12 protein-coding genes are annotated in these 11,100 nt (G+C 70.6%); 6 read left to right on the top strand and 6 right to left on the bottom strand.

What is annotated here, in order from left to right:
* A partial coding sequence (locus V8688_RS29135; RefSeq protein ID WP_342802130.1) for an A24 family peptidase occupies positions 1–344 on the bottom strand: 344 nt, incomplete at its 3' end.
* A 175-nt stretch (positions 345–519) separates the two neighbouring features.
* Here V8688_RS29135 and V8688_RS29140 point away from each other — a divergent pair.
* From V8688_RS29140 to V8688_RS29160, 5 genes are all read left to right on the top strand, one after another.
* On the top strand, positions 520–1,641 hold the full coding sequence (locus V8688_RS29140; RefSeq protein ID WP_342802131.1) for an aminopeptidase P family protein: 1,122 nt from the start codon (positions 520–522) through the stop codon (positions 1,639–1,641).
* A 48-nt stretch (positions 1,642–1,689) separates the two neighbouring features.
* The gene (gene efp, locus V8688_RS29145) at positions 1,690–2,253 is read left to right on the top strand and encodes an elongation factor P (RefSeq protein WP_218721637.1); all 564 of its coding nucleotides are present in this window, start codon (positions 1,690–1,692) and stop codon (positions 2,251–2,253) included.
* 2 nt (positions 2,254–2,255) lie between these two features.
* Positions 2,256–2,771, top strand: a complete 516-nt coding sequence (gene nusB, locus V8688_RS29150) for a transcription antitermination factor NusB (protein WP_218721639.1) — start codon at positions 2,256–2,258, stop codon at positions 2,769–2,771.
* Positions 2,768–3,034: a YciI family protein gene (locus V8688_RS29155; RefSeq protein WP_342802132.1), complete on the top strand. Its 267-nt coding sequence runs from the start codon at positions 2,768–2,770 to the stop codon at positions 3,032–3,034. The genes nusB and V8688_RS29155 overlap by 4 nt, the downstream gene beginning before the upstream one ends.
* A gap of 81 nt (positions 3,035–3,115) precedes the next feature.
* Entirely contained in the window at positions 3,116–4,111 is a 996-nt protein-coding gene (locus V8688_RS29160; RefSeq protein WP_316575329.1) for a hypothetical protein, read from the top strand.
* A 139-nt stretch (positions 4,112–4,250) separates the two neighbouring features.
* On the opposite strand, the gene V8688_RS29165 is transcribed toward V8688_RS29160, so the two are convergent.
* From V8688_RS29165 to V8688_RS29175, 3 genes are all read right to left on the bottom strand, one after another.
* On the bottom strand, positions 4,251–6,782 hold the full coding sequence (locus tag V8688_RS29165; RefSeq protein ID WP_342802133.1) for an NERD domain-containing protein: 2,532 nt from the start codon (positions 6,780–6,782) through the stop codon (positions 4,251–4,253).
* Between the two features lie 114 nt (positions 6,783–6,896).
* Positions 6,897–8,090 (bottom strand): serpin family protein, encoded by a 1,194-nt coding sequence (locus V8688_RS29170; RefSeq protein ID WP_342802134.1) that lies wholly within the window; start codon positions 8,088–8,090, stop codon positions 6,897–6,899.
* A 110-nt stretch (positions 8,091–8,200) separates the two neighbouring features.
* Positions 8,201–9,166 (bottom strand): zinc-binding dehydrogenase, encoded by a 966-nt coding sequence (locus tag V8688_RS29175; RefSeq protein ID WP_342802135.1) that lies wholly within the window; start codon positions 9,164–9,166, stop codon positions 8,201–8,203.
* A gap of 97 nt (positions 9,167–9,263) precedes the next feature.
* On the opposite strand from V8688_RS29175, the gene V8688_RS29180 reads away from it, so the two are divergent.
* Positions 9,264–9,839 (top strand): TetR/AcrR family transcriptional regulator, encoded by a 576-nt coding sequence (locus V8688_RS29180; RefSeq protein WP_218721647.1) that lies wholly within the window; start codon positions 9,264–9,266, stop codon positions 9,837–9,839.
* 37 nt (positions 9,840–9,876) lie between these two features.
* On the opposite strand, the gene V8688_RS29185 is transcribed toward V8688_RS29180, so the two are convergent.
* Both V8688_RS29185 and V8688_RS29190 read right to left on the bottom strand, forming a co-directional pair.
* Positions 9,877–10,500 carry an alpha-ketoglutarate-dependent dioxygenase AlkB gene (locus V8688_RS29185; RefSeq protein WP_218721649.1) on the bottom strand — a complete coding sequence of 208 codons (624 nt, stop codon included), beginning with the start codon at positions 10,498–10,500 and terminating at the stop codon, positions 9,877–9,879.
* A gap of 36 nt (positions 10,501–10,536) precedes the next feature.
* Positions 10,537–11,100 (bottom strand): erythromycin esterase family protein (locus V8688_RS29190; RefSeq protein ID WP_342802136.1); only part of this gene is annotated, 564 nt, incomplete at its 5' end.

Genomic DNA, 11,100 nt, shown 5'->3' on the forward strand with positions numbered 1-11,100 from the left:
AGCACGCCCACCGCGATCGCCGCCGTGAGCGCGGGCGCGGCGATGGCCGCCCACACCCACGCCGGCGGTCCCGCGAGCGCGGCGGCGGCCCCGAGACCTACCGCCAGTTTCACGTCACCGGCGCCGAGCGCGGTGGGCGAGAGCAGGTGGGTCACCAGGTACGGCATCGTCAGCAACGCGGCCCCGATGACCGCGGTCGCCAGATTGCCCGTGTGCCAGGCGTAGAGGAATACCGCCGCCGCGCCGACGCCGGTGAGGGCGTTGGGCAGTCGGCGGGCATGGATATCGATGACACCCAGCAGCAAGCACCAGGCGATGAGCAGGCAGAACGCGGCAGTGGTCATGCGTTCGATCGTGCGCGGCGGCGGCCGCCCGATCGAGGCCCGATCGGCGAATGTGGACAACTCGGCGCGATGTGGACAACGCGGTGTCCAGTCCCGCCGGGCGCGGACGCGCCGATGGCGGGAAAGTGCGGCGTTCGGTGCCGACGTGTCGGTCGTCGAGCGGTAGCGTTGACACATGTGTGCTGATACCCCGCGTCCTGATCACGCGGTACGGCGTGGTGCTCTGCGGAGCCTGCTGGTGGAGAACGGCGTCGACGCGCTGCTGGTCACCGATCTGGTCAATATCCGCTACCTGACCGGGTTCACCGGATCCAATGCCGTGCTCCTGGTGCACTCCTGGGACATGCGCGGCGCCGAGGACCGCACCGTCATCGGCACCGACGGCCGCTACTCCGCGCAGGTCGCCGCGCAGGTCCCCGATCTGAGCGCCGAGATCTCCCGGGCCACCGCGCGGCGGATCATCGAGCTGGCCGGTGAATGGCAGCTGGGCCGGATCGGCTTCGAGAGCCATGTGGTGACCGTCGCCGAGCACACGTCGTTCCAGCAACTGCGCACCGGACTGCAATTGGTGCCGACCAACGGCCTGGTCGAGCAGCTGCGCATGGTCAAGGACGAGTACGAGATCGCGCAGCTGCGCGCGGCCTGCGCGGCCGCCGACGCTGGCCTCGCGAGCCTGCTCGAGCGTGGATCGATCCGGCCGGGGCGCACCGAACGGCAGGTCGCGCGCGACCTCGAGTGGGCGATGTTCGAACACGGTGCCGACGCCGTCTCGTTCGAGACGATCGTCGCCGCCGGGGTGAACTCGGCGGTTCCGCATCACCGCCCGACCGGTGCGGTGCTGGCCACCGGCGACTTCGTCAAACTCGATTTCGGCGCGGTCGTCGACGGCTACCACTCCGACATGACCCGCACCCTCGTGCTCGGCACCCCCGAGGACTGGCAGCGCGAGATCTACGAGCTGGTCGCCCGCTCCCAGCGGGCTGGGCGTGAGGCGCTGAAACCGGGCGCCGGGACCGCCGAGGTCGACGCCGCCGCTCGGGTCGTCATCGAGGAGGCTGGCTACGGCGCGCAGTTCGTGCACGGCCTCGGACACGGGGTCGGGCTGCAGATCCACGAAGCGCCCGGAGTGGCGAAAACGAGTACCGGTACACTACTTGCTGGCGTGGCGGTGACCGTCGAACCTGGTGTGTACCTTCCCGGCCGCGGCGGGGTCCGGATCGAGGACACGCTCGTGGTACGCGAGGCGGGCCCGGACCTGCTCACCCTCACCAGCAAGGACCTGACCGTCGTCGAGTGACGCCGGTCCCCAGAGACCGCAGTAAACGAACGAGGAGATCCGAGGACAGTGGCGGACACCAGCGACTTCAAGAACGGCCTTGTGCTGAAAATCGACGGTCAGCTCCAGCAGATCGTCGAATTCCAGCATGTCAAGCCGGGTAAGGGCCCCGCGTTCGTGCGGACCAAGCTGAAGAACGTCGTGTCCGGCAAGGTTGTCGACAAGACCTTCAACGCCGGCGTCAAGGTCGAGACCGCGACCGTCGACCGGCGCGACATGACCTACCTGTACCACGACGGCACCGACTACATCTTCATGGACGGTGACACCTACGACCAGATCTCCATCCCGGAGTCCACCATCGGCGACGGTGCGCGCTTCCTGCTGGAGAACATGGGCGTGCAGGTGGCCGTGCACGAGGACGCGCCGCTGTTCGTGGAGCTCCCCGTCACCATCGAGCTGGTCGTGCAGCACACCGACATCGGCCTGCAGGGTGACCGCTCCACCGGCGGCACCAAGCCCGCCACCCTGGAGACCGGCGCCGAGGTTCAGGTCCCGCTGTTCATCAACACCGGTGACAAGCTGAAGATCGACTCGCGCGACGGCAACTACCTCGGCCGCGTCAACGCCTGATCGTGACGGACTCCCCGGCAGACAAAAAGGGCTCGTTCAAGAAGCTCGGCGCACGCCACAAGGCGCGCCGCCGGGCCGTGGACCTGCTGTTCGAGGCGGAGGCGCGTGACGTCGACGTCTCCGACCTGCTCACGGAACGCGCCGAGCTGGCGACCCGTGACCAGAGCGTGGCTCCCGTGCACGCCTACACCTCGGTCCTGGTCGAAGGCGTCGCCGACGACCTGGACCGGGTCGACGGCACCATCGAGGGCTACCTGCAGGACTGGACGCTGTCGCGCCTGCCCGCCGTCGACCGGGCGATCCTGCGGATCGCGGTGTGGGAGCTGTTCCACGCCACCGATGTCCCCCCGGTGGTCGCGGTCGACGAGGCCGTCGAGCTGGCCAAGGAACTGTCCACCGACGACTCGCCGTCGTTCGTGAACGGTGTGCTGGGCCAGGTCGTGCAGGTCGCGCCGCAGGTGCGTGCCGCCGCGGCGGCCACCAGGGCCGCGCGTCCCGCGCCGGAGGATCGGTCGTGACGAACAAGTACCTCGTGATGGTCATGCGCACGCCGGCGTTCGATCAGTCCGTGGTCGAACCGCACCGCGCGTTCCTGCAGGAGTTGCTCACCGAGGGACGGCTGCAGGAGAGTGGCCGGTTCACCGACGGCACCGGTGGCGCATACGTCGTCCTGGCCGAAAGCCTGGACGCCGCAACGGCTATCGCGCACGCCGATCCGGTTCACACCACCGGGGCGTCGGAGCTGACGATCTACGAATGGGAGATCGCCGTCTCGGCATGAGACCTTCCGGAGACAGCCGCGCATCCCACCGGATGCGCGGCTGTCGCCGTTCCGGCCACTTCCGATGCGAATCATCGGGACATGCCGGAGAATGCAACCAGCATCGAACGCCGTCGGATCGGCGGGCTGGGGGAGACCGTGAGTGAACGACCATCACTGAGCAGCTGGCACCTGACCCGGGCGCAGTTGCTCTGGGCCGCACTCGGTTTGGCGGTCGTCTTCGCCATCCTGATCATGGCGCGCGGCAGCGTGCGCGAGATCTTCAAGGTGCAGCCGGATTTCGTGCTCGGCCTGTCGCTGTCGATCAGCACGATCTTCTTCACCAAGGCGTTCTCCCGGTCGGGCATCGCCTCCGCGGTGCATCACATCCACGAACCGCGCGATCCGAATGTGCTGGCCGCCTTGGATTCCGCGGTCGACCAGCGGCTGCACGCGATGGGATTGCACGAGAATGTCGCCCTGCTCAGCCGGGATATCGCGGTGGCGAGCAAGCGGATCAACGAGTTCTACGACCTGCAGGCGATGGAGCCCCGCTTCCACACGACGGCGCCGCTGTTGCGAGTGGCGCTCACCGATCTCGACGACGCGCTGGCCATCGTCAGCCGGGTCGCCGACCGGATCGGCACCACCGAAACCACGCGGGTGTACCGGATTCCGGAGGCGACCAGGTCGCACCTCAACGACGCGCTGCGCGATGTCATGGAGGCCTCGGCCCGGCGCAACGAGACCTACGAGGCATTGCGCGCGCAGGTCGCCGGTGAACCGGTCGATGATCTGTGGGGCCTGTTCGCGGTGCTCACCTCCGACACCCTCAAGGCGCAACGCGATCTGGAATCGCTGGTGAGCAAGACGATCCAGTCGGTGCCCGCCGACCGCATCGCCGTCCTGCAGGGGTATGTCGCGGCGTCGCTGAGCCGGCTGGAATCGGTCGGCGACCTGATTCGCGCGCGTGGCCTCACCACACCGCCCGCCCTCCAGATCATCGCCGAGGATCTGCGGCGCGCGCAGGCCAAACTCACTCGCGCGCAGGAGGCGGAGGGCGACCAGCACGCCACGCCCGCGGCGCCGGTGGCTTGAGCCCGATCCCGACGGCCTCCGCCGGTGGGTGTACGGAAAACCGGCGGAGGCACGACCGACGCTGGGTGGCGTGGTGTCGGGTGTGCGCTGGGCACGCGAATGATCTTGCAACCTCGAGTGCGCTTGAGGTCAAGCCGGTTCAACGATCGGCGTGGACCAGCGGCGCGAGGAACCCGGTGACCTGCGCTGTCGAGGGCAGGCCCAGCCTGCGGCCGAGGACATCGGGAGCGTCGGCGACGGCGCGGCATCGATCGGGGTCGGTGTTGGCGGGATCGGCGGAGTAGCGCTCGCCGACCATGATCGCGCGCCCCGCCTCCCGTCCGGTGCGCAGCTCGTAGACGGTGATCTCGTAGGTCGCCCGGAACAGATTGACGGTGCGTCCGATGGGAGCGCCCGGCGCGGCCGGGAGCTGACAGGTCTGGACGAGATCGCCCAGGCTGGTCTGCCGCAGGCAGGCGATGAGCTGGACCGAGGACGTGTCGCTGGGATTCCACGCCGGCGAATCGCTGGCCCCGACGATGGTGGCGAGCTCACCCGAGAGATAGATCGGGCGCGCACCGTCGCGCTGGTATTCCGCGGCGTTCGGGAACGGCTTGCGGTCACCGCACATCCGGTCGTAGTCCGCCATCTCGAACCGGCTCGCCTGCACCGCGGTGATGGCGAAGAACCCCGCCCCGAACAGGGCGATGAACAGCAGCAAGCCGATTCCGGGACCGATCCGCAGTCGCTGTCGCTCGCGGGGGCGGCGCTCGCGCACCGGAGTATTGCGCCAGCGTTCGAGCAGGGACGGCCCGCCGGACCGGTTCGATGCCCGTGCCCGCGTGCGATTCGACGCGACCGGACGAGCTGGTGTCCGCCCCTGGTCGACCCAGTCGCTCCAGTGTTCGGAATCGTCGAACCGGTCGGGGTGCTGGAGGGAATCGGGCTCGTGCGGTGCCGACGACGACCATGCCGCGGCCGCGGCGGTACCGGCCGCGGCGGTACCGGCCGCGGCGGTACCGGCCGCGACGGTGCCTGCCGCGACGGCGTAGCCGGGTGCCGCGACTTCCGGATCGTCGGGATCCTCGTCCTCGGACCAGGGTTCGTCGTCGTAGGCCTCCTCGTCGTCGGTCGACGACAGCTCGGCTTCGTGCGGGATCCCGGTATTCGCGGCGCTGCTCGACGAGGGGGAGCTGCTCGGAGATTCGATGACCTGCGCTACTTCCGGTTCGGCGAACCGATCGTCGGTCGACTTGACCAGCGACACAGCATTTCCCGCACCTTCGCTGGTCGGCATCGCTGCGACGGAGTCCGTCCGGGGGACGGATTCGTTCCGCTCCGCCACGCCGGTAGCCGTTTCGTCGGGTGACGGATCATCCTCGGCTGCGCCGCCACTGCCGGAAACCGCGACGCTCGCTTCCTCCGTGGCCGATCCTTCGCTCACCGCCCCGACCGATCCGTCGCCTGTGCTCTCGGACAGATCGACATCCTGTCCGTCGGGGTCCGCGCTGTCGGGCCCGGTGCGGGCGACCAGCGCAGACCCTGGCGCAGGGGCGGTTTCCGCGCTGGGGGCACTGTCCGGCGCGGAAACGGGAGTTCCGGTTTCGTCGGAAGAGTCCGCCGCGGGCAACTCCACCGCCCGCTCCTGCTCATCCGCTGTGTCCTCGGAAAGCTCGGCCGAGTCCGCTGTGCTCGGCGACGACGCATCCCGCGAGTCGTCCGCTGTGGCAGTCATACTCACCAACCCCGCCAACGGCGCGGCGGCGCCGATCGAGTTCTCGCCGGGCGTCGGGTCATCCTCGGTGGTCGTGGTGACCACGCTCGGCGCCTGCTCGGCGGATTCCTGCTGGGATGCCACCGCATCCGCGTCCGGCGCCCCGTTCGACGGCCACGGCCGATGCGTGAGCCGATCGATCGCCGCGAGGAATCCGGGAGTGCTCGCCTGCGCCACCCGGGTACCCGCCCGCGACGTGCCGCCTGCCCCCGCGCCTGCGGCGCCGTCGTCGGCCTGCCCGAGCCCGACCGAGGTGGGCGCCGGCTTGCTCGTGGTCGCCGGGGCGAGCCGCGCCGGAAATCCCTGGTCGGCCAGGGCGACCCGGGAGGGCAGCAGGCGGCTGAGGTTCAGCGCCGCGAAGACCCGGCGCACATCGTTGACGCTGAGCCGGACCGTGCGCCCTGTCTCGGCGTGGAAATAGTCGCGCAGGGACGAGGCATCCTCGCGTTCGATCAGCACCGCCCGGTACCCATCGGCGATGCGAGCCTCCTCGAGGGTGATCTGGGCGCCGGGCTGGGGGACCAGCGCGACCACCGCGTTCACCCACCCGAAGATCCCGGACTGCTGCAGCAGATTCTTGGCGGCGAACACCTGCCTGCGCACCTGGACGAACGGATTGGGCACCCGCACCGCGTGATAGAGCGCGGCTTCCTCGCCGTCGACCGTCCACGGACCGTTGGGCGGGGTGGCGAGCACGCCGTCCTGGCGTGCGGTGAACCCCTTCACCTCCACCACGGTGGCGCCCTGGGGCGTGCACACCAGGGCGTCGACCTCGACCGATCCGCCCCGGCTTTCCGGCACATGGCAGCGGAAGATCGCCACGCCCCCTACCTCGGACGCGGCCCATTCCCGGATCGCCGCCGCGACGATCTCTTCTGCGCCTTCGAGTTCGGTTTCGTCCGCGACAACGACGATCACCACGACCCCCTGAGCAACCGATTGCGGACCCCTACCAGGATACGACCTCCGTCGGCGACATCGAAACCGAATCTTGTTGCCGAGCAACAGGATCGGCAATATCGATTACCGCTCTCACCGAGCACCGCCGGAGGCGGGCCGGGCGGTGGCGTCGGCGGGGGACGGCGAATCCCATTCCCGCGGTGGGCGGGTCACCTGACCTGCGACAACGGCCGTTCCCGTCGGCCGGTGCACGGCGAGAAAGCCGAACGGCCGATCGATGTGCACGGCGGTGACGGTCGCCCACCGTTCGACAGGTGCGCTGCCGGTGCGCATCGCGACGGCGGTGATCGCGGCGGCCTCGAACCCGGCCGCGTCGAACCGGGCCATCACGTGCTGCCCGGCCGTGCTCACGGCCAGCGGGTAGTCGGAGATCCCGGGCAGGCGCGCGGACTCCACGCTGCTCGCTGCGGCCAACCCGAACAGCTGGGGGTGGTCGGTGAGGTCGTGTGCGCTGCGGACCTCGAACGGCGGGAGCTGGAGGTCGACACTGTCCCCGCCGAAGGTCTTGCACCGCGTCACCGTCAGGCACGGGGCCGTCGTATCAGGAGTGGGCGTGCCCGGTGCGGAATTCTCGTCGTCGAGCGCGGCCAGGCCGACGGCCAGTGCCTGCCGCGGCCCCTGTGTGCCGATCAGCAGGTGGACGTCGAGATCGCCGGTGCCGGTGACGATCACCCGGGTGACGTCGCCGCCGAGGACGGTGACGCTGCCGTCGGCGTGGCTGCGCCGGGACAGCCCCGGCCCCTGATGTCCCTGCCACGGCCCGGATTCCGGGGACCACCGGATCAGCTGGAACGGCCGCACCCAGCGGGTCCGGGCGACCAGGGCCGTGGCCAGTGCGAAGGCCGTCGAGGCGTCCACGGTGACCGGGAACTTCTCGATCAGGCCGCCTGTGCGTTCGCTCGCCCAGGCGTCGAGGGCGGCTCGGTCCAGCAGCGTGCCCGCGGTACCGGCGGGCATGCTGCGGACCCATGCGTCGCGCAGGGTGATCCCGGGTCGTACCCACGCGCCGGTCGCCACCGCGATCTCGGCCGAGGAATCGAGCGACCGCAGCAGCGCCAGCCCGGCCGCGTGTGCCGACTCGGCCGAAACCCCTACCGCCGCCGTCAGTTCCCCTCGAGCTGCCCCTTGTGCCGCCCCCGCCAGCACCGCGAGCAACGGCCACGCACCCGCCCCCGACACCACGGCATCATCGTCGGCGAAGGTCGTAGTCCATCGTGCGGTCAGCGCATTCGACGAACGAACAGGCAACGCCAATCGACTCCCCATGCCCGGAATCCTACGACCCCGACCGGCTCACCGACCGCCGCCGTCTGCCTATCGGCCACCCCGGAGGCCGATTCGCGCGGGGTTGTCCGTCGACGACGCCGGCGTGCTTCCTACGGCCGCAGCAGGATCGTGCCGAGGGCGCTTCGCTGCTCGAGCATGCGGTGAGCCGTCGCGGCCTCGGTGAGCGGCACGACGGAGTCGATCGCGACGGTCAGTTGTCCTCGCGCGGCGGCGTCGAGGGCGGCCGCGCGCTGACGTGCCACCTCGGCGAGCCAGGCCGCGCCCGCGCAGCCGGTGAGGGTGAGGCCGCGCAGGATGAGGTCGACGGCGGTGAGCTGGGTGGGCAGGCCGGCGAGCCAGCCGTAGCTGAGGATGCGGCCGGTGCGCGGGGTGATCAGGTCGAGCAGGGGTGTCACGGAGTCGCCGCCGATCGAGTCGAAGACGACATCCACGGTGTCGGTGGCCAGGGTGGCGCGGAGCTGATCGGCCCAGTCGGGGGCGGTGTGATCGATCACCTCGGCGGCGCCGTGGGTGCGGGCGAGGCGGGCCTTCTCGGCGCCGCCCGCGGTGGCGACGACACGGACCCCGGCCGCCGCGCACAGCTGGGTGAGGACGCTGCCGACGCCGGTCGCGGCCGCCTCGACCAGGACGGTGTCGCCCGGGGTGAGCGCCGCGGTGGCGACCAGGGCCAAGGCGACCGAACCCGGCATCTGGGTGGCGGCGGCGCGATCGGTGCTCAGGCCGTCGGGGATGACGGTCAGCGCATCCGCCTCGGCCACCACGAGTTCGGCGTACGCGCCGAAACCGCTGGTGGCGGCGACGACCCTGGCGCCGAGCAGTGCCGCATCCACGCCGACGCCGAGTTCGGTGACCGTGCCCGCCGCCTGGAAACCGAAGACCTCGGGCAGCGGGGCGGGGAAGGGGAACGTGCCTGCTCGCACCAGGGTCTCCGGGTAGAGCACCGGGATCGCCTCGGCGCGGACGAGGACCTGCCCGGCGCCCGGTCGCGGTGCGTCGACCGCGCGGGGCACCAGCACCTCGGGTGCGCCGGTCTCGGTCATTACGATTGCCTGCATCAGAACTCCATAAGTTGACTGCCGGTCCAGATATCCGAACGATATGGACCGGCGGTCAACTTGTCAACGGATCGGCGGCCGCCGAGGAAGCGATGTCATGACAGGCCCACGCCCCACCGAGCGCGCCGACGCCGCGCGCAACCGTCGAGCGATCCTCGACGCCACCGCCGCGCTGCTGGCCGAACACGGCGCGGCGGGGGTGACCATGGATCGGGTCGCCGCCGCTGCGGGCGTCGGCAAGGGGACCATCTTCCACCGCTTCGGCAGCCGTGCCGGCCTGCTGTACGAGCTGGTGGCCGAGGGGGCGATCGCGTTGATGGCGGCTGTGACGAGCGGGCCGCCGCCGCTGGGTCCCGGCGCCCCGGCGACCGACCGGCTACTGGCCTTCTTCGACGCGATGACGAGCATGGTCACCGACGACGTCGAACTGATCGCGGCCTACCGGGCCATGCCCCCGCACCCTCGCAGCGCGGAATTCCACGCGTTCTGGGCCGAGCACATCACCACCCTGCTGCACGAGGTGCGCCCGGAGATCGACGCCGAGACGGTCGGCGCGCTCCTGCTGTCGACCCTCGGTGGGGAACTCGCGCAGCAACTGGCCAGGGCGGGCGAGGTCGACCGGTTGCGCGCGGGGGTGCGAGAACTGGTGCGTTCGGTGCTGATCGCAGCGTAAGCCCGGCGGCGCGGTCCATGCCGCCGAGGAGGCGTCGTCAGCGCACGTTGCGCGGGCGGAACTGGATGCTGATGCGCGGTCCGACCGGTCGCGTGGTCTTGGGGACAGCGTGCTCCCAGGTGCGCTGGCAGGCGCCGCCCATCACCAGCAGATCGCCGTGTCCGGCGGTGAATCGCACGCTGGCCCCGCCGCCGCGCGGGCGCAACAGCAGGGCGCGGGGCGCGCCCACGGAGACGATCGCGACCATGGTGTCGTGGGTGGCGCCGCGACCGATCGTGTCGCCGTGCCAGGCCACGCTGTCGCGGCCGTCGCGGTAGAAGCACAATCCGGCGGTGCGGAAGGGTTCGCCGAGTTCGGCCGCGTAATGGCTGCTCAGCGCGTCGCGCGCGGCGACGAGAATTCGGTCGGGGAGCGGATCGTGCTCGCCGAAGAACGAGACGAGCCGTGGCACGTCGACGACCCGGTCGTACATGGGTCTGCGTTCGGCGTGCCACGGCACCCGCTCCGCCAACCGGTCGAACACCACACTCGCGCCGCTCAGCCAGCCGGGGAGGACATCCACCCAGGCCGTGGCGTCGAGGCGGGTGCGCCGGATCGTCTCGATCGAACCCAGCGCAACCGCATCACCGTCGAACAGTGAACCTTGCAGGGGCAGCGACATGTCGACAGTCTAGCGCGCGTTCGAACATATGTTCGGTCAGTGCCAGTATTCGTGCCGCGTGCCATCGGTGTCGGCGACGAACACGATCGCGTCGGCGCCCGCGAGCCCGGCGGGCTCGAACGGCAGGTGACCGGGCACGATCGGCTCGCCCACGCCGATCGAGGCCGGGAGCGCGGCGCGCAGCGCGGACGCGGGGAACAGCGCGCGGCGGTGCGTGGCCGCGGCCAGCTCGCCCTGGAGGGTGCCCGGGAGGCTCTTCGGGTTCGCGTCGGTGGCTACGAACGCGTAGCTCTCGCCGAGGCTCATCGCGACGAGGGCGCCCGCGCCACACCAGTGCGCGTCGTCGCCGCCCATGGTCAGCGTGGATCCGGCGCGCTGCAGGTGCACGTTGTGCGCGAAGACCAGGGTCGGTCCCCGGTGCTGCTCCGCGGCGACGATCGCGAGCAGGTTGTCGGCCATCATCTCGGCGCGCACGCTGAGCAGGGTCGCGATGCGATCGGCGCCGGGTGTGGCCACGGCCGCGTGGTAGCGCAGCAGGCCGAGGGCCGTGCGCGCGTTGGCGAGGGCGAGGTCGTAGCCGGCCGGGTCGGCGGGCCGCAG

The organism is Nocardia sp. No.11 (assembly GCF_038752175.1).
Classification (GTDB): Bacteria; Actinomycetota; Actinomycetes; order Mycobacteriales; family Mycobacteriaceae; genus Nocardia; species Nocardia canadensis.